This is a genomic window from Pseudomonas sp. C9D1 (assembly GCF_056491235.1).
Genome location: NZ_JBSZIE010000001.1, coordinates 603,286 through 629,977 on the forward strand (window position 1 = coordinate 603,286; position 26,692 = coordinate 629,977).

Here is a 26,692-nt window from a genome sequence, read left to right on the forward strand (position 1 = left end):
ACGACACGACAAGGAGCGCTTCCATGGCTGTTGGTCTCGGCCCCCTGCCCACCCTGCACCCGGTTCCCGGTTTCGAACTCGGCATCGCCTCTGCCGGCATCAAGCGCCCAGGCCGCAAGGACGTAGTGGTCATGCGCTGCGCCGAAGGCTCCACCGTCGCCGGCGTGTTCACCCTCAACGCCTTCTGCGCAGCCCCGGTGATCCTCTCCAAGAAGCGCGTCCTCGGTCCCGTGCGCTACTTCCTGACCAACACCGGCAATGCCAACGCCGGCACCGGCGAGCCGGGCCTGGCTGCCGCCGAGCGCACCTGCGCGCGCCTGGCGGAGCTGGCGGGCGTCGATGCCACCGCCGTGCTGCCGTTCTCCACCGGTGTGATCGGCGAGCCGCTGCCGGTCGAGAAGATCGAAGCCGCCCTGGGCGATGCCCTGGCCGACCTCGCCGAAGGCAACTGGGCTGCTGCCGCCACCGGCATCATGACCACCGACACCCTGCCCAAGGGTGCCAGCCGCCAGTTCGTGCATGACGGCGTCACCGTCACCGTCACCGGCATCAGCAAGGGGGCCGGCATGATCAAGCCCAACATGGCCACCATGCTCGGCTACATCGCCACCGACGCCAAGGTCGCCCAGGGTGTGCTGCAGGACCTGCTGCGCGATGCCGCCAACAAGTCCTTCAACCGCATCACCATCGATGGCGATACCTCCACCAACGACTGCTGCATGCTGGTCGCCACCGGCCAGGCCGCACTGCCGGAAGTGACCCAGGCCAGCGGCGAGCTGTTCGCCGCGCTCAAGCAGGCCGTGCTGGAAGTCTCCATGGAAGTGGCTCAGGCCATCGTCCGTGACGGTGAAGGCGCCACCAAGTTCGTCACCGTGCAGGTGAACGGCGGCGGTACCTACCAGGAGTGCCTGGACGTCGCCTACGCCGTGGCCCACTCGCCGCTGATCAAGACCGCGCTGTTCGCCTCCGACCCGAACTGGGGGCGCATCCTCGCCGCCGTCGGCCGTGCCGGCGTACCGCAGCTGGATGTGAGCAAGATCGACGTGTTCCTCGGTGATGTCTGCATCGCCAGCAAGGGCGGCCGCGCGGCCACCTACACCGAGGACCAGGGCGCCGCCGTGATGGCCCGCGAAGAGATCGGCATCCGTATCGAGCTGGGTCGTGGCGGTTGCAGCGAAACCATCTGGACCACCGACCTGTCCCACGAGTACGTCAAGATCAACGCGGAATACCGCACCTGAGCCCGACGCAGCCGCAGGTTCGCCTGCGGCTGCGCTGATACTCGTCCCTGGCATTCCCGGCGTTCATGGCCCCATGAGCAATGGGAATTTGCCATCCCCGCATGCGCCTTTTAAGGTCCATCGACCCGCCTGGACAAACCATCGGGCTCAAGGAGAAACGCATGGCACTCACCCTGGTTATCGGCAACAAGAACTACTCCTCCTGGTCGTTGCGCGGCTGGCTGGCCATGGAGCTGACCGGCGCCCCCTACGAGGAACTGCGTATCCCGCTCTACGCCGCCGATAGCCACAAACGCCTGCTGGCGCGTTCGCCCACCGCCAAGGTGCCGGTACTGGAAACCGAAGCCGACGGCGTCATCTGGGATTCCCTGGCCATCGCCGAATACCTCGCCGAGCGTTTCCCCGAAGCCCACCTCTGGCCCTTCGGCCAGGCGGCCCGTGCCCATGCCCGCTCCATCTGTGCCGAGATGCACAGCGGCTTCGTCGCCCTGCGCAGCCACATGCCCATGGACCTGAAGCGCAACCAGGCGCTCGATGGCATTCCGGAAGAGGCCGCTGAGGACATCCGCCGCGTCTGCGCCATCTGGTCCGACTGCCGCCGCCGCTTCGGCCAGGACGGCCCCTACCTGTTCGGCCATGCCAGCATCGCCGATGCCTTCTACGCGCCGGTGGCCAGCCGCTTGCGCAGCTACGCCGTGGAGCTTCCCGCCGAAGCCGCGGCCTATGTCGACACCATCTACCGGTGGCCCGCGTTCCAGCGTTGGTACCAGGCCGCCCTGCAGGAAACGGAGATCATCGAATGAAGCGAGTGCACGTGGCGGCTGCGGTCATCCGTGGCGCCGACGGCCGGGTGCTGATCGCACGCCGGCCGGACGACAAGCACCAGGGCGGCCTGTGGGAGTTCCCGGGCGGCAAGGTGGAGGAGGGCGAAGCCGTTCAGGTCGCCCTGTCGCGGGAGCTCGAGGAGGAACTGGGCATTCGCGTCAGCTCGGCGCGGCCGCTGATCCAGGTGCACCACGACTACCCCGACAAGCAGGTGCTGCTGGATGTCTGGGAAGTCTCTGCCTTCACGGGCGAGCCCCATGGCGCCGAAGGCCAGCCCCTGGCCTGGGCCACCGAGCAGGAGCTGGCCGACTACGAATTCCCTGCCGCCAACCAGCCGATCCTGGCGGCGGCGCGCCTGCCCGATCGCTACCTCATCACGCCGGACGAACTGGAGCCCCAGGAGCTGCTGCAAGGCGTTCGCGCCGCATTGGCCAAGGGCGTCCGCCTGATCCAGCTGCGTGCGCCGAACATGTTCGATGCCCAGTACCGCGACCTGGCGGTAGACATCCAGGGCCTTTGCGCCCGTCGCGCCCAGTTGATGCTCAAGGGCCCGCTGGAATGGCTGGGGGACTTCCCTGCCGCCGGCTGGCACCTCACCGCCGATCAGTTGCGCCGCTATGCGCCCCGCGGCCGTCCGTTCCCCAAGGAACGCTGGCTGGCCGCCTCCTGCCACAGCGCGGAAGAACTGGAGCTGGCCACCGAGATGGGCGTGGATTTCGTCACCCTGTCGCCGCTGCAGGCCACCCAGACCCATCCCGACGCCCAGCCGCTGGGCTGGGACGCCGCCCAGGAGATGATCCGTCGCTTCAACAAGCCGGTATTCCTGCTCGGTGGCGTCGGCCCGGACGACCTCCAGCGCGCCTGGCAGACCGGCGCCCAGGGCGTGGCGGGGATCAGGGCGTTTTGGCCCACTAAAGATTGAAGCCTGAAGCCTGAAGCCTGAAGCCTGAAGCCTGAAGCGGGGGTTTGCGTGTAGGGTGGGTGCTGCTTTTTGCATCCACCGGCGGTGCCGATCCGGGCTCCGCTGCGGTGGACCGGTGAAGCGTGGTCCACCCTACGTTCGGGCTTTCCCGGGTATGTCAGGGGTGAGGAAATAAATAAACCCGAGGGTTGACGGTTTCCGTCGATCCCCCAGGCTTTTCCAGCTTCCAGCTTCCAGCTTCCAGCTTCCAGCTCAGCCCCGGGTCGCCGCCTGCCACAACACCTCATCGACGCCCTGCCGCCGTGCGATCAACCGTGCGGCGACGAAGAGCAGGTCGGAGAGGCGGTTGAGGTAGGCCAGCAGTTCACCGCGCAGGGCTTCCTCGGCGTTGAGGGTCTGGGCGCGGCGTTCGGCGCTGCGGGCAGCGGAGCGGCAGACATGGGCCTGGGCCACCAGGGCCGAGCCGCCGGGGAGGATGAAGTTCTTCAGCGGCCCCAGCTCTTCGTTCCACAGGTCGATGGCCGCCTCCAGGCGTTGCACCTCGCCTTCCTCCAGCACCTGGTATTCAGGCATCGACAGTTCGCCGCCGAGGTCGAACAGGCGGTGCTGGCAGGGCGCGAGCACCTCGCTCACCTCACCCAGCCCCGGGCAGGCGCCGTGCTGCTCGGTCAGTTGCGCCAGCAGCAGGCCGAGCTGGCTGTTGAGCGAGTCCACCTCGCCTATGGCCTCGATGCGCGGGTGGTCCTTGGACACGCGGCGGTTGCCGGAAAGGCCGGTTTCACCCTTGTCACCGGTGCGGGTGTAGATCTTCGAAAGGCGGTTGCCCATATCAGGTTCCCGTGGGGCTGGAGGCCAGCGGCAGGCGCAGGGTAAAGCAGGTGCCCTGGCCGGGCTTGGACTGCACCTCCATCTGGCCCTTGTGGTTGTTGGTGATGATGAAATAGGAAACCGACAGGCCCAGCCCGGTGCCCTGGCCCACTTCCTTGGTGGTGAAGAACGGCTCGAAGATGCGCTTGCGCACGTTCTCGGGGATGCCGACGCCGTTGTCTTCCACCTGGATTTCCGCCCAGGGCGGCGCCAGGCGGGTGCGCAGGGTGATATGGCCTTCCAGGTCGTCCTCGCGCTGGTGGATCGCCTGGGCGGCGTTCTTCAGCAGGTTGAGCAGCACCTGTTCCAGTTCGTTGGCGGTGCCCGGCACCGGTCCCAGTTCGGGGTCGAAGAGGCGGGTGATGGTCATGCCCTTGAAGTCGAAACCCTCGGTCAGGTCGAAGTCGTTGCTGGCGATCTCCACGGCCTGGTCCAGCAGCACCGGCAGCAGGCAGGGCGCCAGTTGGCGGTTGCTGCGGCGGCTGAAGGACAGCATGTGAGTGACGATCTTCGCCGCCCGCGAGCCGGCCTGGTAGATGCCGTCCAGCAGCTTGGGCACCTCGCGGGCCTCCAGGTAATGGTTCACCGAATCCAGGCAGATGCCGTCGGCTCGGGCCTGCTCCAGGTTCTTCTCCAGCTCCGGTGACAGGCGTCGACGGATGTTCTGCACGTTGTGCAGGATGGCCCCCAGGGGGTTGTTGATCTCGTGGGCCATGCCGGCAGCCAGGCCGCCGACGCTGAGCATCTTTTCCGACTGCACCATCAGCTCTTCCATGGACAGGCGCTGGGTGATGTCGTCGATACGGATAACCACACCGCGCCCGGTGCCGCCCATCAGCGGGTAGAAGGTCAGGGCGTAGTGGCGCACCTCGTCGCCCAGCAGCCAACTGACCCGCTCGACCTTCTCCACCTTGTGGCGTTCGGCGGTGAGCTTGATCTGCGGCAGGAAGGGCTTGAGCGAGGGGAAGGCAAGAAATACCGGCTGGTTCAGGGCGTCGTCCAGGGTGGTGCCGGAAAGCGCGGTGGCTTCCTGGTTCCACTGGGTGACGTAGAGCTGTTCGTCCAGGGCGATGAGCGCCGAGGGCATCGAGTCGATGATGCTGTTGAGGTAGTTCTGGAAGCCGGTGAGCTTCTTCTCGATCTTGCTGCGCACCTGCACCTCCAGCTCCAGCTTGCGGTTGGAGTGGCGGGTCTCCTCCGCCAGTGCCTGGGCCTGGTCGACGGCGGCCTGGGAGTCGTCGCGGGCGCGCTTGAGCTGCTGCTCGCGGGCCTCGATGCGGCTGAGCATGGTGTTGAAGGCGTCGGCCAGGCTGCCCAGTTCGTCGCGGTGCCCGCGCTGGGCGCGCAGGGCGTAGTTCTCCTCGCGGGTGACCTGGCGCGACAGTTCTTCCAGGCGCCGGATTGGCCCGGTGACCATGCGCCGGATCTGCCGCGCCACCAGCAGCCAGAGCAGCACGCTGCTGGCGAGGATCGCCAGGCTGGCGGTAAGGGTGCCGGTGTAGAAGGCGCCGGGCAGCTCACTGGAAGCCACCAGCAGCAGGTGGCCAGGTGGGCCGTTGTCCTGGGGCAGCTCGACCACCTGGCTGGTGCGGAATTCGTGCAGGCGCCAGCGTTGCAGCTTCTCGGCGTGCTGCGGCAGCTTGAGGGTGCTGCCGCTGATCAGCTGTGCCAGCAGCTCGCCCTGGCCGTCGTAGAGCGCGGCGGCGCGCAGCGGGGCGTAGCTGTCCAGTTGGTTGAGCAGGTCGCGAGCGGCCTCGGGAGAGGACAGGGCCTCGCGGGAAAGGGGCGCGGTGGCGAAGAGCCGCCCCAGGGTCTGCAGGGCCTGGGGCGCCATGCTCTCCTGGGAGATCCAGTAGGCGGCGCTGATGAAGGCCAGGTTGGCGATCAGCAGAACGGTGGTCACCAGGACCAGCAGGGCGGCCAGCAGCTTTCGGCCGACGGACAGGTTTTCGAGGCGCTGGCGCAGGCTGTTCAAGGGGCGGAATCCAGGCGGTTGGGCTGTCGGCAGGGTAGCGCGGGGTCAGTCCAGCGGCAATCCGCGCTCGGCCAGGTGCCCCTGCAAGCGCCTGAGCAGGGCCTGCAGGTGGGGCAGTACCAGGCGATGGCGCTCGGCCGCGGCGCAGGCGTAGCCGAGCAGGTAGCCGATCTCGGTGCGGCGTTTGGCCGCCACGTCCTGGTACATGGAGGAGTAGTTGGCGGCAGTGGCCTGGATCACCCGACCCACTTCGTCATGAAGGCCTTCGGCGGCGGCCGGCTGGCCACACAGCTGCAGCAGCTCGGCCAGTTCGGCGCACAGTTGCTGCACCTGGGCCGGGTGCTCGACGAGGCCACCATTGCGGCAGTCGTTGAGCACGGTCAGCGGGTTGATCGCGCAATTGAGCGCGAGCTTGCGCCATAGCCGCGACAGAATGTCCGGCGTCCAGCCGTGGGGGATGCCGGCGCGTTCCAGCTCATCGAGCCAGGAGGGGGCTGCGGTGGCGTGCGGGTCGCCCAGCCAGGTGAAGCCGTGGCCGGCGAAGACCACGCGGAAGTCGCCATCACGGAAAGCGCCCTCGGTGCTAGAGGCCAGAATGCAGCGGGCCTGAGGCGCGCGGGCAGCGACGGCGTCCTGGCTGCCGAGGCCGTTCTGCCGCAGCACCAGTTCGGCACCGGGCGCCAGGCGTGGCAGGAGCGCTGCGACCGCCGCTTCGGCGTCGTAGGCCTTGCAGGCCACCAGCAGGCGCTGGATGGGCGTCGGGGCATCGAGGGTTTCGGCGGGCAGTTCGAGGCGTTGCGCCTGGCCCTGTTCCACCAGGGTCAGGCCGCCAGCCTGGTGGTAGGCCGCCAGGCGTTGCGGGTCACGCAGCAACAGGTGCACCGGCAGGCCGGCACGGGCCAGACGCATGGCCCACAGGCTGCCGAGGCTGCCGATGCCGAGGACGTGCCAGGTCATGGCAGGGGCAGGCGTATCGCGCTCACGCGGCCGCTGGCGTAGGACTCGGGCAGCAGCTTGGCGGCCTGGTCGATCAGGATCTCGACGTCCACCGGCAGGGCCTTGCCATCCATCCCCACCAGGCTGATGCCGGCCTTGAGGGTGATGAAGCCTTCGCTGGTCTTGAAGGCCTTGAGGTTGAGGCCTTCATGCAGGCGCTTGAAGCTGCTGGGGGAGCATTCGTGAAGGTCTTCGAGCAGGGTGATCAGGCCGAAGTGGTTGTCGTCCAGGCGGGTCAGCACGTCCAGCGGGCGCACCAGTTGCTGCAGGCGGCGGGCGACACCGTGGAGCAGCTCGTTGTAGAACTCGCTGCCGTACTGCACGCGCAGGGCAGGTGCGTCATGCAGACCGATCAGCAGGTAGCACAGGGCGCCGCCGCGGGACTCGACCTGGCGCAGGCTGTCGGAAAGCTTCTGGCGCAGGTAGCGCGGGTTGCCGAGGCCGGTCAGCGAGTCCACCAGGTTGCGTTGTTCCAGGCTGGCGATGTTCTGGGTCATCAGCCGGTTTTCGTGGAGCAGGCGCTGCAGGGTGTTGCACAGGCGGTCCGCCGCGTAGACGCGAGGCACCAGCTGTTCGTTCATGGCCGCCTTGCTGATGAAGTCGTCGACACCGCGGTCGAAGGCTTCGCCCAGCACGTTTTCACCTTCCTTGCCGGTGAGCAGGATGATGTAGGTGTAGTGGTCGATCATCTCGTCCAGCTGGCGCACCCGTGCGGTCAGTTCGAGGCCGTCGATCTCGGGCATCAGCCAGTCCGCCAGCAATACATTGGCGGGGCGCTCCTCGAGCAGGCGCAAGGCTTCTGTTGCGCTGCTGGCGAAGCGGACATCCTGATAACCGGCCTGGGTCAGGGCACGACCGATCATGGCGCTGGAGAACTTGGCGTCGTCCACCACCAGGATGCTGAGATGAGGGTTGGGCATGGCAGGCTCACAAGGAAGTGGCGAAGGTTGGCGATACTGGCTTGGTGCTATCAGTGCCTATTTCAGCAGGTTTTGCGTCCGCCTGTTAGAGCTGAATGCGTCGCTGCCATGCAATCCTGCAAAAATAGGTACCCATTGCTCAGTTATAATGGGCCCGCTTTTTTTACCGTCAAGCCAGGCGCCTTCCTTACGTGATGTGGGTCGCGCCGTCTATCTGGAGGAATCCCATGCCATCGTTCGACGTGGTGTCCGAGCTGGACAAACACGAGCTCACCAACGCGGTGGACAACGCGATCAAGGAACTGGATCGCCGCTTCGACCTGCGCGGCAAGTGCAGCTTCGAGAGCAAGGACAAAGCCGTCACCCTGACCGCCGAAGCCGACTTCATGCTCGAGCAGATGCTCGACATCCTGCGCAGCAACCTGATCAAGCGCAAGATCGATATCCACTGCATGGAGATCAAGGATCACTTCGCCTCCGGCAAGGTGGTCAAGCAGGAAGTGACCTTCCGCGAAGGCATCGAGAAGGAGCTGGCGAAGAAGATCGTCGCGCTGATCAAGGAGCGCAAGCTCAAGGTCCAGGCCGCGATCCAGGGCGAGCAGGTGCGTGTCACCGGCAAGAAGCGCGACGACCTGCAGGAAGCCATTGCGGTGCTGCGTGCCGAGCCCCTGGACTTCCCGCTGCAGTACACCAACTTCCGCGACTGACACTGCTTTTTTGAACCTTCGCCGCTGACCTGCGTCGCAAAATGCAAGGTCAGCGACTTTACCGCCATGGCTTCGTCCATGGCGGTTTCGTTTCAGTGAAGGCAAGAAAGGAGAGTGCGTGTGGATATAACCGTCGACGAATTGATCCGCCGATCGGAGGGGTGGCTGCCGATCATCCTCGAATACAGCGGCAAGCTCACCCTGGCGCTGTTCACCCTGCTGATCGGCTGGTGGCTGATCAACCGCGTGACCGATCGCGTCAGCAACCTGCTGGCGCTGCGCCGGGTGGACCGGACCCTGCACAGCTTCATCGGCAGCCTCGCCAACATGATCCTCAAGGTGCTGCTGCTGGTCAGCGTGGCCTCGATGATCGGCATCGAAACCACTTCCTTCATCGCCGCCATCGGTGCGGCCGGCCTGGCCATCGGCCTGGCGCTCCAGGGCAGCCTGGCGAACTTCGCCGGCGGCGTGCTGATCCTCCTGTTCCGCCCGTTCAAGGCCGGTGATTTCATCGAGGCCCAGGGCGTGATGGGCTCGGTGGACCACATCCAGATCTTCCACACCGTGCTGCGCACCGGGGACAACAAGACGGTCATCGTGCCCAACGGCGCGCTGTCCAACGGCATCATCACCAACTACTCGAACCAGCCCACCCGGCAGGTGCTCTACGACGTCAAGGTCGACTACGCCAGCGACCTGGCCAAGGCCCGCGAGGTGCTGCTCAAGCTGGCCGAGGACCCGCGAGTACAAAAGGACCCGGCACCGGTGGTGGTGGTCTCCGCACTGGGGGATACCTCGATCAACCTGTCGCTGCGCATGTGGACGTCCAACGCCGACTACTGGGGCGTGATCTTCATGCTCAACGAGTCGGTGCGCGACAAGCTGCAGGAGGCCGGCGTACAGCTCGCCCAGCCCCCGCGCATGGTGCAGGTGGTGCCCACGACCGCCTGAGGTCCTGCTGCAACGGAAAAGGCCGGCGATCGCCGGCCTTTTTCATGGGTGTTCCGAACTGCCCTGCGCCTGGGGCGGCTGCGCGGCGGAGGGAGGGGAGGGTTCTTGCGGGGCTGCGCTGGCGCCATTGCGCTGCCTGCGCTCGCGGCTCCATTGCACCAGGATCAGCACCAGGGTCGGCACGCCGAGCAGCGCGGTGAGCTGGAAGAACTGGTGGTAGCCGAGGCTGTCGACCATCACGCCCGAGTAGCCGCCGATCAGGCGTGGCAGCAGCAGCATGATGGAGCTGAGCAGGGCGTACTGGGTCGCCGAGAACTTCAGGTTGGTCAGGCTCGACAGGTACGCCACGAAGGCCGAGGTGGCCAGGCCCGCGCTGAAGTTATCGCAGGAGATGGTGAGGATCAGCATATCCAGGTGCGGGCCCATGTCGCTGAGCACCACGAACATCAGGTTGGTCGCCGCCGAGGCCGCGCCGCCGATGAACAGGATCGGCAGGATGCCGAAGCGCACGATGAGCAAGCCACCGGCGCCGGCGCCGAGCAGGGTCATGACCAGGCCGAAGAGCTTGCTGACGCTGGCGATCTGTTCCTTGGTGAAGCCCTGGTCGATGTAGAAGACGTTGGCCATCACCCCCATCACCGTGTCGGACATGCGATAGGTGGCGATCAGCCCGAGCAGCAGCAGGGCCTGCCAGCGGTAGCGCTGGACGAACTCGCTGATGGGGGTCACCACCGGCGCCATCAGCAGGCGCCCGGGTGCCGAGAAGCAGGCCATGGCGATCAGCACGAACAGCGTGCCCCGGGGCCAGGCGCCGGAGGCATAGGCCTTGATGGCGGCGGCCGTGGTCACCAGGATCACGATCAGCACGATCATCGAGACGGCCTGGTGGACGAAGTCGAAGTTGGGGATCACCCGGCCCCGCGCGGCCACCAGCAACTGGCGGCGCTGCTGACTGAGCAGCTCGCGCACCGGGGCGATCTGGCGGCGGCCCCAGGGCGACAGGCAGGCCACCAGGAACAGGAAGTAGAGCAGCGCGCGCGGCCAGGCGCGGTCGAGCATGCCGGTGATCATCGCCGGCAGGGAAATCAGCATCACCAGCAGGATCAGCACCGAGGCCAGCTGGTCCTTGAGCTTGAAGCGCGAGGTGTGGGTCTGCACCTGCACATCGATGTGCGGCTCGCGCATCCACAGACTGGTGATCAGCCCGGGCAGCATCAGCAGGGCGAACAGCAGGTAGGTGCCGGCCCAGGCGCCGTATTCGTAGGTCAGGGTGGTGGAACCGAACCACTCGGCGAAATACAGCGCGCCGGCAGTGGCCAGTAGCGCAGAAACCCGGTAGCCGAGCATGTAGCTCGCCGCGAGGGCGGCCTGGCGGCTGTCGTCGGCGATTTCCAAGCGGTAGGCGTCGACGGCGATATCTTGCGTGGCGGAGGCGAAGGCCACGATGACGGCCACGGCGATCAGCCAGGTCAGGTGTTGCTGCGGGTCGCACAGCGCCATGCCCACCAGGCCGAGGGCGACCAGGCCCTGGGACAGCACCAGCCAGGAGCGGCGACGGCCCAGGCGGCCGAGCAGCGGCAGGCGCCACTGGTCGAGCAGCGGTGACCAGATCCACTTGAAGGCATAGGCCAGGCCGATGAGGCTGGCGAAACCGATGGCCTCGCGAGACACCCCGGCCTCGCGCAACCAGACGGAAAGGGTGGAGAACACCAGCATGTACGGCAGGCCGGCAGCAAAGCCCAGCAGCAGTAGCGCAAGGGTGGCCGGGCTGGCGTAGGCGGCCAGGGCGGCGCGCCAGGTACGGTGGGACATCAGGCGTGTAATCCAGAAATCACGGGGCGGTCCATGACGACGAGCACGCGATGGAACCGCGACAAAGCGCGCACTCTAACCCTTGGGTGGCATGGGAAGCCAGCCGTGCCGACGCATATCCACCCGTTCGTTGTGGATGAAGACACCCTCCGCCTGTAAACGTGCCCGTTGCTCATCGCCGGAAGGGCTGCCGGCGAGCAGGCTGAGGCGGCCGCCGGCGGCGATCACCCGGTGCCAGGGCAGGCGCGTGTCGTCAGGCAACTGGCTCAGGGTGCGCCCCACCCAGCGTGCGGCACGGCCCAGGCCGGCCATTTCGCCGAGCTGGCCGTAGCTCACCACCTTGCCTGGCGGCACCTGGGCGAGGGTCAGGTACAGCGCCTCGCGGCGCATCTCGGGGCTGGCCGTCGGCAGGTCATCCAGGGGATTCGCTGTGGCGCGGGGCTTGCGGGTCGCCATGGCGGAACGGGGTCCGATTGCAGGGGTGGTTGCCAGAATAGGATGGCGGCCCCGGGGCGACAACCGCTCTACGGCAAGGGGCACGCTGGTCCGTTTTTGCGGAACTTGAGGCTTGTCCGTCGGTCAGTCCTTGCTCAGTCGCCGGGCTTGCGGATAATGCCCGGTTTTTCGCGAACTTGAGCCCGTGTATCCGCCTATGTTGTCCAGAACCCTGCTGTGCCTAGCCATTGCGGCTGCTTCGACCCCCTCGCTCGCCGATACCGTGTGGATGAAGAACGGCGATCGCCTGTCCGGCAAGATCAAGGTCTTCGACGGCGGCAAACTGATGCTGGAAACCGAATACGGCGGCTCCATCCCGCTGGACTGGAAAAAGATCGCCACCCTGGAAAGTGACCAGGAGCTGATGATCAAGCAGGACGACGTCACTGGCGAGCGCGCCAAGACCCTGCGCCCGGCCGAGCCCGGCAAGGTGATCCTGGCCAACGGCGAGGCACCGAAGACCGTCGAGCTGGCCAGCATCGAGCAGATCATGAAGCCCAAGCCCTTCGTCGAGGACCTGACCTGGTCCGGCAACGTCGACCTGGCCCTGGACTACAAGCGCGCCGAGAAGGACACCGACGACTACGATGTCGACTTCAAGACCAAGGCCCGTCACGGCCGCTGGCGCCACAACGCCACCGGCGAATACAACCGTGAATTCCAGGACGACGTGAAAACCACCGAGAACTGGGAGCTGGAATACGCCCTGGACCGCTTCATCACCGACAAATTCTTCTGGCAGGGCCGCGCCGAATACAAGCGCGACAAGATCGAAGAGCTGGAGCGCCAGCGCACCCTCGGTACCGGCCCCGGTTACCAGTTCTGGGACGACGAGCTGGGCGCCTTCTCCCTGGCATCCCTGGTCAACCGCACCGACTACGAATACTCCAATGGCGAGAAGGACAACTTCTACGCGCTCAGCATGAAGTGGGACTACAACCGCTACCTGGTGGGCAAGACCGTCGAGTTCTTCACCGTCGGCGAAGTGGGCCGCCCCCTGGGCAACGCTGCCGACTACTCCCTGGATGCCGAAGTGGGCCTGCGCTACAAGGTCACCGACTGGGCCTCGCTCAACCTCAAGGCGGAGAAGGACATGGTCCAGGGCGCCGAAGGCGAGATCGACGAGACCCGCTACACCGTCGGCTTCGGTGTGGGCTGGTAAGCACCCCACCGGCTGTCCCGGGCTGAGGCCCGGGCTACAGGCTGCGAACCGACAAGAAAAAGCCCCGCATCAGCGGGGCTTTTTCATTGCAGCGGAGCCCTTACAGGCGCAGGCCGCCGTCCAGCTCCAGAACGCGACCGGTGTAGTAGTCGTTTTCCAGGATGTAGGCCACCGAGTGAGCGATCTCCTGGGGCTTGCCCAGGCGCTTCAGCGGAATGCCGGAGGTCATCTTCTCCAGGGCTTCGGGCTTCATGCTGGCGACCATGTCGGTCTCGATGAAGCCGGGGGCCACGCCCGCCACGCGGATGCCGTAGCGCGCCAGTTCCTTGGCCCACACCACGGTGTCGGCAGCCACGCCGGCCTTGGCGGCGGAGTAGTTGGCCTGGCCCATGTTGCCGGCGCGGGAGATGGAGGAGATGTTGATGATCGCGCCTTCGTTCTTCAGCTCGATCATCTTCGCCGCCACTTCGCGGGTGCAGAGGAATACGCCGGTCAGGTTGACGTCGATCACCGCCTGCCACTGGGCCAGGCTCATCTTGGTCATCTCGCCGTCCTTGACCTTGATGGTCAGGCCGTCGCGGAGGATACCGGCGTTGTTAACCAGGCCGTTGATGGCGCCGAAATCCTCGGCCACCTGGGCGACCATGTGGGTCACCTGCTCTTCGTTGGCCACGTTGCACAGGTAGGCGCGGGCGTCACCGCCGGCGGCCTTGCAGGCGGCCACGGCGTCGTCCAGTTTTTCCTGGTTCAGGTCCACCAGCGCCAGCTTGGCGCCCTTGCCGGCGAGGTACTCGCCCATGGCACGGCCGAGGCCCTGGCAACCGCCGGTGATGATGATGACCTTGTCTTTGAGCTGCATGCTTTTTCCCCAAGAATTCGAAATGAGTGGCGGTATCCCCGCTGGCAGCCTGGAACCGCTATTCTGGCTGCCCGTCCGTTTTCGACGGATTCTGTGCAAGGAGTCAAAAGGTGAGCGTGAAAGCCGCAAAGAATGCCCGAGAATTGCTGCTCAAGGAATACCGCGGCGTTCTCTCCACCCAGTCCAAGGCCATGCCGGGCTTCCCTTTCGGATCAGTGGCACCCTATTGCCTGGACGCCGCCGGCCGCCCCCTGATCCTCATCAGCCGTATTGCCCAGCACACCCACAACCTGCAGAAAGACCCCAAATGCTCCTTGCTGGTGGGGGAGCGCGGCGCCGATGACATCCAGGCCGTCGGTCGCCTGACCCTGCTCGCCGAAGCCCGCCAGATCACCGACGCGGCCGAGATCGCGGCGGCCAGCGAGCGCTACTACCGCTTCTTCCCGCAGTCCCGGGACTACCACCAGACCCACGACTTCGACTTCTGGGTGCTGGAGCCAGTGCGCGCGCGTTTCATCGGCGGCTTCGGCGCCATCCACTGGATCGACCAGGTGGTGCTGGCCAACCCCTTCGCCGGCGAGACCGAGCGCAGCATGATCGAGCACATGAACAGCGACCATCAGTCGGCCATCGCCCATTACCTGGCGCTGCGCGGGCTGCCGGGAGAGGCGGCGGAGTTGGTCAGCATCGACTCGGAAGGGTTCCACCTACGCATCGGTCAGAACGTGCACTGGCTGCCCTTCCCAACATCCTGTAACAACCCAGGTTCGGTCCGTCAGGCCCTGGTAGCGCTGGCACGCGCGGAGAGCTGGCCGTCCGTCGCCGAACCCGAGGCTTGAATTCGGGGGAGGGCGGCTTCATCTAGATTCCCATCGGAAGCCGTTCTTCCGTCAAGGATCCCTCGATGCGTGTCTTTCTGTTCCTCCTCCTGCTGTTCCCGATCATCGAACTGGCCGTGCTGATCCAGGTCGGCAGTGTCATCGGCGTGTTGCCGACCCTGCTGCTGGTCATCGGCACCGGCGTGCTCGGCAGCGTGCTGTTGCGCGTCGCCGGCGTCGCCACCGCCTGGCGTGCCCGCGAGAAGCTCGCCCGTGGTGAGATGCCCGAGCAGGAAATGCTCGAAGGCCTGCTGATCGCCGTCGGTGGCGGCCTGCTGCTGCTGCCGGGCTTCATCAGCGATATCTTCGGCGTGCTTTGCCTGATCCCCTTCACCCGCCGCCTGCTGATCGGGCGCCTGCTCAAGCGTGCCCAGGAGCAGGCCCTGCGCCAGCGTGCCTTCGCCGATGACCTTGCCGCCCGCAGCGGGCAGACCCGCCCCAATGTGATCGAGGGCGAATACGAGCGCCGCGACCGCTGAGCCTCCGGTCGGCTCGTTGGAACTTCCTGCAAATATTTCAATGGTCGCCCTTGAAATACCCCTGGGCGCCCCTATGTATCGGTCACCGCAAGGTTCCTTGCCCTCAAGGGCAAGGTCAGACTTCAGCGGAGTGCTTCGCACCCCGCAGCCGGCCCCGCCGGATTTCGCTAACCCGCCGGTCAACCGTACCGGCGCCGGAAAACACTAATTGGGAGAGTTACACAATGAAGCTTCGTCCCCTGAATGATCGCGTCGTAATCCGCCGCAGCGAAGAAGAAACCAAGACCGCTGGTGGCATCGTGCTGCCGGGCTCGGCCGCTGAGAAGCCGAACCGCGGTGAAGTGGTTGCCGTCGGCACCGGTCGCGTTCTGGACAACGGCGAAGTCCGTGCCCTGGCAGTAAAAGTGGGCGACCAAGTGGTATTCGGCCCGTACTCCGGCAGCAACGCCATCAAGGTCGACGGTGAAGAACTGCTGGTCATGAGCGAGAACGAAATCCTCGCTGTCATCGAAGCCTGAACCGCCCCCTTTCCCATCTAGAATTCGAGGAAGAAGAACATGGCTGCTAAAGACGTAAAATTCGGCGATGCCGCTCGTAAAAAACTGCTCGTTGGCGTGAACACCCTGGCTGACGCCGTTAAAGCCACCCTCGGCCCGAAAGGCCGTAACGTGGTTCTGGAGCGCAGCTTCGGCGCCCCGCTGATCACCAAGGACGGCGTTTCCGTCGCCAAGGAAATCGAGCTCAAGGACCGCATCGAAAACATCGGCGCCCAACTGGTGAAAGACGTTGCCTCCAAGGCCAACGATGCTGCCGGTGACGGCACCACCACCGCTACCGTTCTGGCCCAGGCCATCGTCACCGAAGGTCTGAAGTCGGTTGCTGCCGGCCTCAACCCGATGGACCTGAAGCGCGGCATCGACAAGGCCACCGTCGCCATCGTCGCCGAGCTGAAGAACCTGTCCAAGCCGTGCACCGACACCAAGGCCATCGCCCAGGTCGGCACCATCTCCGCCAACTCCGACGACTCCATCGGCAACATCATTGCCGAAGCCATGGAGAAGGTCGGTAAAGAAGGCGTGATCACCGTTGAAGAAGGCTCGGGCCTGGAAAACGAACTGTCCGTCGTAGAAGGCATGCAGTTCGACCGCGGCTACCTGTCCCCCTACTTCATCAATAAGCCGGACACCATGGTGGCCGAGCTCGACGGCCCGCTGCTGCTGCTGGTCGACAAGAAGATCTCCAACATCCGCGAACTGCTGCCGGTTCTGGAAGCCGTTGCCAAGTCCGGCCGTCCGCTGCTGATCGTGGCTGAAGACGTCGAAGGCGAAGCCCTGGCTACCCTGGTCGTCAACAACATGCGTGGCATCGTCAAGGTCGCAGCCGTCAAGGCTCCGGGCTTCGGCGACCGTCGCAAGGCCATGCTGCAGGACATCGCCATCCTCACCGGCGGTACCGTCATCTCCGAAGAAGTCGGCCTGAGCCTGGAAAGCGCCACCTTGGAGCACCTGGGTAACGCCAAGCGCGTGGTCCTGAGCAAAGAAAACACCACCATCATCGATGGCGCCGGTCAGCAGGCCGACATCGAGGCGCGTGTTGCCCAGATCCGCAAGCAGGTTGAAGAAACCTCTTCCGACTACGACAAGGAAAAACTGCAAGAGCGTCTGGCCAAGCTGGCTGGCGGTGTTGCCGTGATCAAGGTTGGCGCTGCCACCGAAGTCGAGATGAAAGAGAAGAAAGCCCGCGTTGAAGACGCCCTGCACGCGACCCGCGCTGCGGTGGAAGAAGGCGTGGTTCCTGGCGGTGGTGTGGCCCTGGTTCGTGCCCTGGCTGCCATCAAGGACCTGACCGGTGCCAACGAAGAGCAGACCGCTGGTATCAACATCCTGCGTCGCGCTGTCGAAGCTCCGCTGCGCCAGATCGTTACCAACGCCGGTGACGAAGCCTCCGTGGTTCTGGACAAGGTCAAGCAGGGTTCGGGCAACTACGGCTACGACGCTGCCACCGGCCAGTACGGCGACATGATCGAGTTCGGCATCATCGACCCGGCCAAAGTCACCCGTACCGCGCTGCAAGCCGCTGCTTCCATCGCAGGCCTGATGATCACCACCGAGGCGATCGTTGCCGAGCTGCCGGAAGACAAAGCTGCTCCGGCCATGCCGGACATGGGCGGCATGGGCGGTATGGGCGGCATGATGTAAGCCACCCAGTCCATCCGGTCTGAAAGAAGCCCCGCCTTGTGCGGGGCTTTTTTATGCCTGTGGAAAAGTCGTCGGCGGGGCTCGCTCCACGCTGCTGGCGGCTATCAGGGCGCCAATTCCGTGGCCGTCTGTGGCGCCTCGTCGACCCGGGGCGCATAGAGCATGAAGCGGTAGCAGCCCAGGCAGATCAGCCAATCCAGCAGTGCCGTCCACAGGTTGTGGGAGAGAAAGTGCGCGCCCTGCATCATCCGCCCAATGGAAAACAGCCCGCCCAGGGCCAGGGCACCCACCAGGGCCAGGCGAGCGAGACGACGATTGCGGTCGCGCAGGAGGAAGTACAGGGCGAAGAAGGTGAAGCCGCTGCTGGCGTGGCCGCCCGGCCAGCAACGGCCGGGTTTGGCGGTGGGAGCGCGTTCGGCCAGCAGCGGGGTGTAGGTCTCCACACCGCCATAGCGGGTCAGGTCCCAGGGGCAGTGCACGGCGGTCAGCGCCTTCAGCGGCGTCACGATCGCGGTGGACAGGCCCATCGCCAGGACCAGGTAGCCGAGGCGCCTGCGCAGGCCGTACCAGGGGCGATACAGGCAACTGGCGACGAACCCGGCCAGGGCCAGCAGCGCCACCGCGATCACCGCCTGTTTGGCGCGGTCATGCATCACGTCCTCGAGGAAGAAGCTGTGGGCGCCGATGAAGCCCGTTCTCGGCTGGTAGAACAGGTCCGCCAGGGCGAAGTCGAGTCGCGTCGGTTCGATCACCAGCAGCGCGAGGATGATCGCCAGGGGCAGGCCCAGGGCCCAGCCATAGGCGAGCGGGCGGGAGGGGAGGGAAGGGGGCATGCGGTGTCTCCGGAGTGCGGGGCGGGGGATTGCCAGGCCAGGGAATGGGCGTAATCTGCCGTGGCCGCCGTGGTGGCTCCGTGAACCGCGGGTGAAAAAACTGTCAAAGGCGCCTGGGGCCCCGAGCGGGCCGGGAAATCGATGAGGCGGGAGAGCTGCAGATGCGGATTTTGCTGGTGGAAGACAATCGCGACATCCTGGCCAACATGGCCGACTATCTGGAGCTCAAGGGCTACAGCGTCGACTGCGCCCAGGATGGCCTTTCCGGGTTGCACCTGGCCGCCACCGAACACTTCGACCTGATCGTTCTCGACATCATGCTGCCCGGGCTGGACGGCTACGCCCTGTGCCGGCGGCTGCGCGACGAGGCGCGGCGCGATACGCCGGTGATCATGCTCACCGCGCGGGACGAGCTGGACGACCGCCTGCAAGGCTTCAAGTCCGGCGCCGATGATTACCTGGTCAAGCCCTTCGCCCTGTCCGAGCTGGCGGCGCGCATCGAAGCGGTGCTGCGGCGTTCCCAGGGCGGCGGCAAGCGTGCCCTGCAGGTGGGCGAGCTGAGCTACGACCTTGACACCCTGGAAGTCAGCCGTGCCGGCAAGCCGCTCAAGCTCAACCCCATCGGCCTCAAGCTGCTCGCCGTGCTGATGCAGAAAAGCCCCCACCTGGTCCGCCGCGAAGCCCTGGAAGAGGCGCTCTGGGGGGACGACTGCCCGGACAGCGACAGCCTGCGCAGCCACATCCACCAACTGCGCCAGGTGATCGACAAGCCCTTCGGCAAACCCCTGCTGCACACCCTGCACGGCCTCGGCTACCGCCTGGCGGAGTCGGCCGATGGAGTTTAGGCAGAGCCTCGCGCGGCGCATCGTCATCGCCTTCACCCTGATGACGGCGCTGGTGGGGGGAACCTTCTCGCTGGGCATCATCGAAGTGGTGCACCTGATCGAGGAACAGCTGATCTCCCGCGACCTGAACAACGAGCTGGAGCGCATCCTCTACGAGAACCTCGCCAAGGGCCGGGCGCCGAGCCTGGACAGCGACACCCGTTTCTACTTCGGCGAGGGCACCGGCCCCTACGCCTTGCCCGCCGAATACGCCAAGCTGGCGCCGGGCTTCCACGAACTCTTCGAAGGCCAGCTCTCGTTCCACGCGCTGGTGCGGGACATCGACGGCCACCGCTACGTCCTGCTGCAGGACCAGAGTGATTTCGAGGACCGTGAGCAGGCACTCTACGGCGTGGTGCTGGTGGGCTTCATCCTCAGCGTGCTGCTCTCGGCGCTGCTGGGCTGGTTGCTGGCGCGCAAGGTCATCGCACCGGTGGTGCGCCTGGCCGGGCAGGTCCGTCACCGTGACCAGTTGCTGGGGCTGGCCCCGCCCCTGGCGCCTGACTACGCCTCGGATGAAGTGGGTCAGTTGGCCCAGGCCTTCGACGACACCCTGGGCCGCCTGCGCGATGCCCTGACCCGCGAGCGCCTGTTCACCAGCGATGTGAGCCATGAATTGCGCACGCCTCTGATGGTGATCGCCACCTCCTGCGAGCTGCTGATGGAAAACACCGGCCTCGACGAGCGCTCGCGCCAGCAGGTGCGCCGTATCGGCCGCGCCAGCGAGGAGATGCGCGACCTGGTGCAGACCTTCCTCATGCTCGCCCGCGCCCAGCGCGAGGGCGGCGAGGGGGTGCCGCGAGCCAGCCTCGGCGGCCTGGCGGACGAGCTTGTCGCCCTCTGGCGGAGCCCCATCGAATCCAAGGGGCTGCGCTTCGACTACCAGCCCGGTAACCCTCTGGAAACCCGCTTCAATGCCGCTTTCCTGCGTTCGGTGCTGGGCAACCTGTTGCGCAATGCCCTGCATTACACCGAATCGGGTCACATCGAGCTGCGCCTGGACGCGCGCGGCTTCAGCGTCGAGGACAGCGGTGTCGGTATCCCCGAGGAGCAGCGCGAGGCGATGTTCCTGCCCTTCGTCCGTGGCCTGGAGCAACGTGGCGACGGTCTCGGGCTGGGCCTGTCGCTGGTCAAGCGCATCTGCGAGAGCCAGGGCTGGGTGGTCAGCCTGACGCCGTCCGCCTCCGGTGGTTGCCACTTCCGCGTCGACCTGGTCGCCTCTGTGGGCTGACGTTTTTTTCACATCGGCATCACGGCAGCATGACGCCTGCCGGCAGAAGCTGGTGGCCCTGTGCAGTCGTGAGGCGCGGCGAAGGTACGGACCTTGCAGTGTCCGGCTCCCATTGCACCGGGGTAGCACCGGCGATGTCCGGGGGGAGGGCACGCAGGCGTCTGCACCGGGGGTGTCATGAAACCTGGCGACCTATCCGTGGTCCTAGCCGGGCCCCACAAGTGGGCATAAGGGTTACCTCGTGCCTGTTCTGTTACCTCAAGGGGCAGGCGCAGGGTGCTGACCGCTGGGCGGGAATGCCGGCGCCAGCGATGAAATGACACTTATTTGCAATAAATCGCTGCTAGCCTCGCCCGTCTGCCAACTGACGGTTGTGAAAGCCGGCGATGCCGCACACGGCGGCGAACAGGTGGGTTGAGAGGTGCGCTGCTGCTTAAGGACAAGAGCCGCGACGGGTGGGAATTACCGCAGGTATGCCATTCGTCACTTCGAAAAAGCGGACTGTGAACTATTGAACTAGTGTGAAGACACAGCGTTTGGCAGCGCTATCAAGGGGTTGCGATCATGAAGTTAGAAATAACGCGAGCTTTGTTCCTCGTCGGAGCTCTGGGCGTCGCTTCCATCGCCGCGGCGGCCTGGCATGAGCCATCGCCGTCGGTCATCAGCGTCAATGGCCTGGGCTACTGTCCCCTGCCACCGAACGCCCGCCACAAGGCTGATGTCATGCCGGACAAGCAGTTGCTGCTGCTGATGTTCGGCCTGTCCCAGGGCATGGGGCCGCAAGGCTGAGAAGCGTCCCGTAGACATCCAAGCCCCGCGCATGCGGGGCTTTTCATTTGCGCCGCCGCCGTCATTCCGTGATCGCCACGCACCTTTTCTCGTTCCTCCAGCGCCGATTTCCTGCAACGGTATGGACCTTGCAGACCTACTGTTCACCCACTGGCGATAGTAGGGTTGCTGCGGTTTACCGCCCGGAATAGAGGCATCGTTGCTCCATGGGGTGACTTGAGTCCGGGCTTGCCGCCGTGCACAGGGTTACCGAGTGCACGTTCCTGTTACCGCAAGCGACATCAAAAAGGGCGTGAGTCATTTGCCCCCCTGGGTGGTCTGGATCTCGACGGAGACTGCGACCGACCAGGCGATAAACGGAGGGGATGGTCTGATGGAGACAGCTGTGATTGCGTTGGCGAGCGATGTGGACGACCCGTTCGAGCGCTTCTGGAACTGGCGTGGGGAATGGGTCGAAGCACCGAACCTGCGACGGGGCGGTGAGAGCGGGGTGGAGCGGGTGCGCCGCGAGGACGGCGCCGTGCTGTATAGCAAGCGCCAGTGTGGCCACCTCTATCGCAGCGTGCTGCACCCCTTCGGACGCCCGACGGTGCTCCGTGAACGGGACGCCATCCGTGCGTTCGAGCGCCTCGGCGTGAGGGTGCCACGGCTGGTCTTCTGTGGCGCCCGGCGTGGCGGCGAGGCCGGCTGGCAAGCACTGCTGGTGACCGAGGCGCTGGACGGCTTCATCGACTTCGAGCGCTGGTACGCCTCGGTGGAAGGGCGGCCCGAGACCCTGGCGGAGCGCGAGCGGGTCCTCGGACAGGTGGCCGAGGTGCTGGCGCGGCTGCACCGGGGTGGCTGGCAGCACGGCTGCCTCTATCCCAAGCATGTGTTCATCCGGCTCGGAGACGAGGAGGGCCCTGCATCGGTGGAGATCGCCCTGCTCGACCTGGAGAAGAGCCGCCGTCGCTTCGCCCACGCCCGGGCGGCCTTCAACGACGTCGGCCAGATCAAGCGTCATTCGGCCATTCGCGAGGATGATTGGGCCTGCCTGCTGGCCGCCTACGAGCGCGCCTTCGGCAGCCGCGTGGAGGCGTTGCACCGCCTTTGACGGCCCTTGAATGAAAAAGGCCCCGCATCTGCGGGGCCTTTTTCGTTCAGCGTGGCTCAATGGCTGGTGGCGGGCTCTGCCTCCGGCTGGGTGGCGGGCCGTGGGTCCGGCTTGGCCAGCAGGGTGTAGACGCAGGGCAGCACGAACAGGGTGAACAGCGTGCCGATGGACATGCCGGTGGCGATCACCATGCCGATGTCGAAGCGGCTCACCGCGCCCGCGCCGCTGGCGAGAATCAGCGGCACCATGCCGAACACCATCGCCGCGGTGGTCATCAGCACCGGGCGCAGGCGGATGGACGCGGCTTCTTCCACGGCCTCCCTGGCGCTCAGGCCCTTGTCGCGGCGCAGCTGGTTGGCGAACTCCACGATCAGGATGCCGTGCTTGCTGATCAGGCCGATCAGCGTCACCAGGCCCACCTGGGTGTAGATGTTCATGCTGGAGATGCCCAGGAACAGCGGGATCAGCGCGCCGCAGATCGACAGCGGCACCGTCACCAGGATCACCAGCGGATCGCGGAAGCTCTCGAACTGCGCCGCCAGCACCAGGAAGATGATCGCCAGGGCCAGGCCGAAGGTCACGTAGAGCGCACTGCCTTCCTGCACGTACTGGCGCGAGGCGCCGGCGTAGTCGAAGGCGAAGCCGCGCGGGGCTTCCTCACGGGCGATCTGCGTCACCGTCTCCACCGCATCACCCATGCTCACCACCGGGAAGCCCTCGATGATCGCCGAGTTCAGCTGCTGGAACTGCTTGAGCTTGGTCGGGCGGGCGGTGTCGTGGACCGAGATCAGCGTGGACAGGGGCACCATGGCGCCGCTTTCACTCTTCACGTAGTAGTTGTTCAGCCAGTCCGGGTTGTCGCGGTAGGCGCGTTCCACCTGGGCGATCACCTTGTAGCTGCGACCGTCGATGGTGAAGCGGTTGATCTCGCCTTCACCCAGCAGCAGCGCGAGGGTGGAGCCAGGTCTTCCATGGAGACGCCCATCTGCGCGGCCTTCTCCCGGTCGATATCCACCACCACTTCCGGCTTGTCGAAGGCCAGGTCGACGTTGAGGAAGGCGAACTTGCCCGAGGCTTCCGCGCGCTGCTTGATGCGCTCGGTCACCTGCAGCAGCGACTCGTAGTCGTTGGGCGTGTTGATCACGAACTGGAAGGGCAGGCCTTCACCGGTGCCCGGCAGCGACGGCAGGTTGAAGCCGAAGATCTGCAGGCCCGGGATGCGGTCCAGCTTGCCCTGGACCTCGTGCAGCAGCTCCATCTGGGTGCGCTCGCGCTCATCCCAGGGCTTGAGCAGGAAGCCGCCGATACCCGCCTGAACACCGTCGAAGCCGTTGATCTGGAACGACGAGTAGTACTCGGGGAAGGACTTGAAGATGTCCACGAACTCGTCGGTGTAGGCGTTCAGGTAGCTCAGGTTGGTCGGCTGCGGTGCCTTGGCCATGAGGAACACGATGCCCTGGTCCTCGTCGGGGGCCAGTTCGCTCTTGGTCATCATCAGCAGGATCGGGATCAGCGCCATGACGATGACCGCGAACACCACCACCACCGGGCGGGTGTTGAGGGTGCCGTGCAGGGCGCTCTGGTAGCGACGCTTGAGACGCTCGAAGATCATGTCCAGCTTGTGGGCCAGGCCGCTCGGGTTCTCCTCGTGGCGCAGCAGCTTGGAGCACATCATCGGCGACAGGGTCAGGGCGACCACGCCGGAGATGATCACCGCGCCCGCCAGGGTCAGGGCGAACTCGCGGAACAGCGCACCGGTAAGGCCGTCGAGGAAGCCGATGGGGGCATACACCGCCGCCAGGGTGATGGTCATGGAAATGACCGGCACGGCGATCTCGCGGGCGCCCTCGATGGCGGCATCGAAGGGGGTCTTGCCCTCTTCGATATGCCGGTGGATGTTCTCCACCACCACGATGGCGTCGTCCACCACCAGGCCGATGGCGAGCACCATCGCCAGCAGCGTCAGCAGGTTGATCGAATAGCCCATCAGCTGCATGAAGAACAGCACGCCGATCATCGACAGCGGGATGGTGATCACCGGGATCAGCACCGAGCGGAAGGCGCCGAGGAACAGGAACACGACCACGATGACGATCAGCACTGCCTCGCCCAGGGTCTTCACCACCTCGTCGATGGAGGCCTGGATGAAGCGCGTGGCGTCGTAGGCGATGGAGACCTTGAGGTTCGGCGGCAGCTGGGCTTCCAGCTCCGGCATGATCTCGCGCACATGCTTGATCACATCCAGCGGGTTGGCGCTGGGGGTGCCCTTGATGCCGATATAGACCGAGGGGATGCCATCGAAGGAACTGATGGAGTCGTAGTTCTCGGCGCCCATCTCGACCCGGGCGATATCACGCACCAGCACGCGGCTGTCGCCCTGGGTCTTCACCGGAATGGCGGAGAAGGCTTCGGGGGACTTGAGGTCGGTGGTGGCGTTGATGCTGGTCACCACGTACTCGCCCTTCACCTGGCCGGCGGCCGAGAGGAAGTTGTACTTGCGCACGGCATCGCTGACGTCGCCGGCGGTGACGCCGTAGGCGGCCATCCGCACCGGGTCCAGCCACAGACGCATGGCGAAGACCTGGTTGCCGAGGATCTCCGCTTCCGCCATGCCCGGCAGGGTGGCCAGCTTGGGCTGGATCACCCGCGACAGGTAGTCGGTGATCTGCGGGTTGGACAGCTCGTCGCTGTAGAAGCTGATGTACATCAGCGCCGAAGCGTCGGCCGACTCCTTGGACAGCACCGGGTCCTCGGCATCCTGCGGCAGCTGGTTCTTCACCTCGTTGGCCTTGGCCAGCAGTTCGGTGAAGAGACGATCGGAGTTCGAGCCGATGCGCGCGTAGATCGAGATGATCGACAGGTTCTGCTGGCTCGACGACGTCATGTAGTCGATGCCTTCGGCACTGGCCAGGCTCTGCTGCAGGGGCTGGGTGATGTAGCCCTGGATGGTCTCGGCGTTGGCACCGGGGTAGGCGGTGGTCACCGTGATCAGGGCGTTTTCCATCTGCGGGTACTGGCGGATCACCAGCTTGCTGAAGGCCTGGAAGCCCAGCAGCACGATCAGCAGGCTGACCACGGTCGCCAGTACCGGGCGACGGATGAAGGGATCTGTAAAAGCCATATCGGTATTCCTTGGCGTCGGGCCTTATTGCCCGGCGCTGGCTTGTTTGTCCGTTTGCGGCTGCAGGGCCTGGTCATCGGCGATGGCGACATGGGAACCGTTGTCCAGCTTCAGCTGGCCGGCGGTCACCACCTGCTCCTCGGGCTTGAGGCCCTTGAGCACCACGACCTTGCCGTCGCGGCGCGCTCCGGTCTCGACGAAGCGGCGTTCGACCACCAGCATCGGCTCGCCCTTGTCGTCCTTCTGCACCTGGCCGTCCTCGCCCTTCTTGGCGTCGATCACGTAGACCGAGTTGCCGTAGAGGGTGTAGGTGATGGCGGTTTCCGGCACGACGATGCGCGCGGTGTCGCCCGGCAGCAGCACTTCGAGGTTGGCGAACATGCCCGGCAGCAGCTTGTTGTCGGGGTTCTGCAGCATGGCGCGGACCTGCAGGTTGCGGGTGCTGTCCTCGACCTTGGGGTTGATCGCCGCGACCGTGCCTTCGAAGAACTCGCCCGGGTAGGCGGCCACGTTGATGCGCACGCGCTGGTCGATGGCGAGCTTGGGCACCGCCTGCTCGGGCAGGTAGAAGTCGACGAACAGGGTGCCGAGATCCTGCAGGGTGGCGATGGTGGTGCCGGAGGAAAGGAAGTCACCCACGTCCACCTGGCGGATGCCGATGGTGCCGGAGAAGGGCGCGACGATGCGCTTCTTCGCCAGCATGGCTTTCAGCTGGGCAACGCTGGCGGTGGATTTCTGCAGCTCCGAGGACAGGCGGTCGAACTCGCTCTTGGAGATGTTCTGCCGGTTCACCAGGCTGCGGCCGCGCTCGAACTCCACGCGGGCCAGGGCCAGGGTCGCCTCGGCGGTGGCCAGGCTGGCCTTCTCCACGTCGCTGTCCATCTGGATCAGCGGCTGGCCCAGGGTGACCTTCTCGCCGGAGCGGAACAGCACGTCCTGCACGGTGCCACCGACTTCTACGGTCAGGTCGACGCCCTGGAACGCCTTGAGCGAGCCGATGGCCGGAAGGCGTTCCTGCCAGGGTTGCTCCACGGCCTTGGCCGCCGAGACGCTGATGGCCGGTTTCGGCGCCGTGAACATGGCGATCTGCTGTTTGATGGAGAAGACTTTATAAGCGGCGAGCGCAGCCACCACGAGGATGACCACGCCGAGCATGATGAGCATGCGGCGGAGCAACATATTCCGGTTCCTTGGCAAGGCAGATTGAGGCCTGGGAATAGGCGAGGGGTGCACCTTAGTACCACTGGCGGGGGCAAGTCAAAGGCGCGGAATTGCAAAAGTTTACATGCTGGCACGATGCCCATTTGGGCACTTGCAGATCGCCGGAGATCGCCACGGATCGCCTCATTTCAGCCAGCTGGAAACGGCCGCCGGGAGCCCGTGCGGTTTGCTGTGGAAAAGCACGCTGGACGCCAGGGGCGGCTGGGCGGTGGGCGCAGGGTGCAACCCGGTCA

General features: G+C 65.5%; 22 protein-coding genes and 2 pseudogenes. 14 read left to right on the forward strand and 10 right to left on the reverse strand.

Translation table 11 applies throughout. The features are described 5' to 3' along the window. Positions 1–23: 23 nt before the first annotated feature. The 3 genes from argJ to ACXI0U_RS02835 all read left to right on the forward strand — a co-directional run bounded on the left by argJ (position 24) and on the right by ACXI0U_RS02835 (position 2,988). Entirely contained in the window at positions 24–1,241 is a 1,218-nt protein-coding gene (argJ, locus tag ACXI0U_RS02825) for a bifunctional glutamate N-acetyltransferase/amino-acid acetyltransferase ArgJ (RefSeq protein WP_043241403.1), read from the forward strand. Between the two features lie 161 nt (positions 1,242–1,402). Continuing rightward, positions 1,403–2,044, forward strand: coding sequence for a glutathione S-transferase family protein (locus ACXI0U_RS02830; RefSeq protein WP_263400510.1), 642 nt, complete (start codon positions 1,403–1,405; stop codon positions 2,042–2,044). Next, positions 2,041–2,988 (forward strand): Nudix family hydrolase, encoded by a 948-nt coding sequence (locus tag ACXI0U_RS02835; protein WP_479549700.1) that lies wholly within the window; start codon positions 2,041–2,043, stop codon positions 2,986–2,988. The genes ACXI0U_RS02830 and ACXI0U_RS02835 overlap by 4 nt, the downstream gene beginning before the upstream one ends. A 252-nt stretch (positions 2,989–3,240) precedes the next feature. Here ACXI0U_RS02835 and ACXI0U_RS02840 read toward each other — a convergent pair whose 3' ends face one another. From ACXI0U_RS02840 to ACXI0U_RS02855, 4 genes and pseudogenes are all read right to left on the reverse strand, one after another. Beyond that, on the reverse strand, positions 3,241–3,816 hold the full coding sequence (locus ACXI0U_RS02840) for a cob(I)yrinic acid a,c-diamide adenosyltransferase (RefSeq protein WP_479549701.1): 576 nt from the start codon (positions 3,814–3,816) through the stop codon (positions 3,241–3,243). Position 3,817: 1 nt separating this feature from the next. Beyond that, the gene (locus tag ACXI0U_RS02845; protein WP_265167770.1) at positions 3,818–5,830 is read right to left on the reverse strand and encodes a sensor histidine kinase; all 2,013 of its coding nucleotides are present in this window, start codon (positions 5,828–5,830) and stop codon (positions 3,818–3,820) included. 45 nt (positions 5,831–5,875) lie between these two features. After that, on the reverse strand, positions 5,876–6,787 hold the full coding sequence (locus ACXI0U_RS02850; RefSeq protein WP_479549702.1) for a putative 2-dehydropantoate 2-reductase: 912 nt from the start codon (positions 6,785–6,787) through the stop codon (positions 5,876–5,878). Then, positions 6,784–7,755 (reverse strand): annotated as a pseudogene (locus ACXI0U_RS02855) (GGDEF domain-containing response regulator); the annotation flags it as partial. The pseudogene ACXI0U_RS02855 and the gene ACXI0U_RS02850, both read right to left, overlap by 4 nt. A 218-nt stretch (positions 7,756–7,973) precedes the next feature. Between ACXI0U_RS02855 and ACXI0U_RS02860 the strand changes: the two are divergent. After that, entirely contained in the window at positions 7,974–8,453 is a 480-nt protein-coding gene (locus ACXI0U_RS02860) for a YajQ family cyclic di-GMP-binding protein (protein WP_021217414.1), read from the forward strand. Positions 8,454–8,567: 114 nt separating this feature from the next. After that, positions 8,568–9,404, forward strand: coding sequence for a mechanosensitive ion channel family protein (locus ACXI0U_RS02865; RefSeq protein ID WP_263400504.1), 837 nt, complete (start codon positions 8,568–8,570; stop codon positions 9,402–9,404). A 42-nt stretch (positions 9,405–9,446) separates the two neighbouring features. Here ACXI0U_RS02865 and ACXI0U_RS02870 read toward each other — a convergent pair whose 3' ends face one another. Both ACXI0U_RS02870 and ACXI0U_RS02875 read right to left on the reverse strand, forming a co-directional pair. Next, positions 9,447–11,216 (reverse strand): AmpG family muropeptide MFS transporter, encoded by a 1,770-nt coding sequence (locus ACXI0U_RS02870; RefSeq protein ID WP_479549703.1) that lies wholly within the window; start codon positions 11,214–11,216, stop codon positions 9,447–9,449. Between the two features lie 75 nt (positions 11,217–11,291). Beyond that, positions 11,292–11,672 carry an MGMT family protein gene (locus ACXI0U_RS02875; RefSeq protein ID WP_479549704.1) on the reverse strand — a complete coding sequence of 127 codons (381 nt, stop codon included), beginning with the start codon at positions 11,670–11,672 and terminating at the stop codon, positions 11,292–11,294. Positions 11,673–11,868: 196 nt separating this feature from the next. Here ACXI0U_RS02875 and ACXI0U_RS02880 point away from each other — a divergent pair, with 196 nt between their 5' ends. Further along, positions 11,869–12,873, forward strand: a complete 1,005-nt coding sequence (locus ACXI0U_RS02880; RefSeq protein WP_265167771.1) for a DUF481 domain-containing protein — start codon at positions 11,869–11,871, stop codon at positions 12,871–12,873. Positions 12,874–12,973: 100 nt separating this feature from the next. Here the strand turns inward: ACXI0U_RS02880 and ACXI0U_RS02885 are convergent, their stop codons facing one another. Continuing rightward, positions 12,974–13,732, reverse strand: a complete 759-nt coding sequence (locus tag ACXI0U_RS02885) for an SDR family oxidoreductase (protein WP_021217409.1) — start codon at positions 13,730–13,732, stop codon at positions 12,974–12,976. A gap of 110 nt (positions 13,733–13,842) precedes the next feature. Here ACXI0U_RS02885 and ACXI0U_RS02890 point away from each other — a divergent pair, with 110 nt between their 5' ends. The 4 genes from ACXI0U_RS02890 (at position 13,843) to groL (ending at position 17,287) form a co-directional block, all read left to right on the forward strand. Next, positions 13,843–14,571 carry a HugZ family pyridoxamine 5'-phosphate oxidase gene (locus tag ACXI0U_RS02890; RefSeq protein ID WP_271660139.1) on the forward strand — a complete coding sequence of 243 codons (729 nt, stop codon included), beginning with the start codon at positions 13,843–13,845 and terminating at the stop codon, positions 14,569–14,571. A gap of 65 nt (positions 14,572–14,636) precedes the next feature. After that, positions 14,637–15,089: an FxsA family protein gene (locus tag ACXI0U_RS02895; RefSeq protein ID WP_271660140.1), complete on the forward strand. Its 453-nt coding sequence runs from the start codon at positions 14,637–14,639 to the stop codon at positions 15,087–15,089. A gap of 224 nt (positions 15,090–15,313) precedes the next feature. Then, on the forward strand, positions 15,314–15,607 hold the full coding sequence (locus tag ACXI0U_RS02900; protein WP_111263046.1) for a co-chaperone GroES: 294 nt from the start codon (positions 15,314–15,316) through the stop codon (positions 15,605–15,607). A gap of 39 nt (positions 15,608–15,646) precedes the next feature. Continuing rightward, complete coding sequence (groL, locus tag ACXI0U_RS02905) at positions 15,647–17,287, forward strand: chaperonin GroEL (RefSeq protein WP_043241261.1); 1,641 nt, start codon at positions 15,647–15,649, stop codon at positions 17,285–17,287. A gap of 104 nt (positions 17,288–17,391) precedes the next feature. Here groL and ACXI0U_RS02910 read toward each other — a convergent pair whose 3' ends face one another. Then, complete coding sequence (locus ACXI0U_RS02910; RefSeq protein WP_479549705.1) at positions 17,392–18,120, reverse strand: phosphatase PAP2 family protein; 729 nt, start codon at positions 18,118–18,120, stop codon at positions 17,392–17,394. 161 nt (positions 18,121–18,281) lie between these two features. Here ACXI0U_RS02910 and ACXI0U_RS02915 point away from each other — a divergent pair, with 161 nt between their 5' ends. The 4 genes from ACXI0U_RS02915 to ACXI0U_RS02930 all read left to right on the forward strand — a co-directional run bounded on the left by ACXI0U_RS02915 (position 18,282) and on the right by ACXI0U_RS02930 (position 22,117). Beyond that, a complete protein-coding gene (locus tag ACXI0U_RS02915; RefSeq protein WP_184488727.1) occupies positions 18,282–18,965 on the forward strand; it encodes a response regulator transcription factor in 684 nt (227 codons plus the stop codon). Further along, positions 18,955–20,235, forward strand: coding sequence for a sensor histidine kinase (locus ACXI0U_RS02920; protein WP_271660142.1), 1,281 nt, complete (start codon positions 18,955–18,957; stop codon positions 20,233–20,235). Before ACXI0U_RS02915 ends, ACXI0U_RS02920 begins: the two co-directional genes overlap by 11 nt. A 564-nt stretch (positions 20,236–20,799) precedes the next feature. Then, positions 20,800–21,024, forward strand: coding sequence for a hypothetical protein (locus tag ACXI0U_RS02925; RefSeq protein WP_043241251.1), 225 nt, complete (start codon positions 20,800–20,802; stop codon positions 21,022–21,024). 388 nt (positions 21,025–21,412) lie between these two features. Beyond that, the gene (locus ACXI0U_RS02930) at positions 21,413–22,117 is read left to right on the forward strand and encodes a lipopolysaccharide kinase InaA family protein (protein WP_431484847.1); all 705 of its coding nucleotides are present in this window, start codon (positions 21,413–21,415) and stop codon (positions 22,115–22,117) included. A 56-nt stretch (positions 22,118–22,173) separates the two neighbouring features. On the opposite strand, the pseudogene ACXI0U_RS02935 reads toward ACXI0U_RS02930, so the two are convergent. Both ACXI0U_RS02935 and ACXI0U_RS02940 read right to left on the reverse strand, forming a co-directional pair. After that, positions 22,174–25,238 (reverse strand): annotated as a pseudogene (locus ACXI0U_RS02935) (multidrug efflux RND transporter permease subunit). Between the two features lie 24 nt (positions 25,239–25,262). Further along, positions 25,263–26,417, reverse strand: coding sequence for an efflux RND transporter periplasmic adaptor subunit (locus ACXI0U_RS02940; RefSeq protein ID WP_431483593.1), 1,155 nt, complete (start codon positions 26,415–26,417; stop codon positions 25,263–25,265). Positions 26,418–26,692: the final 275 nt, after the last annotated feature.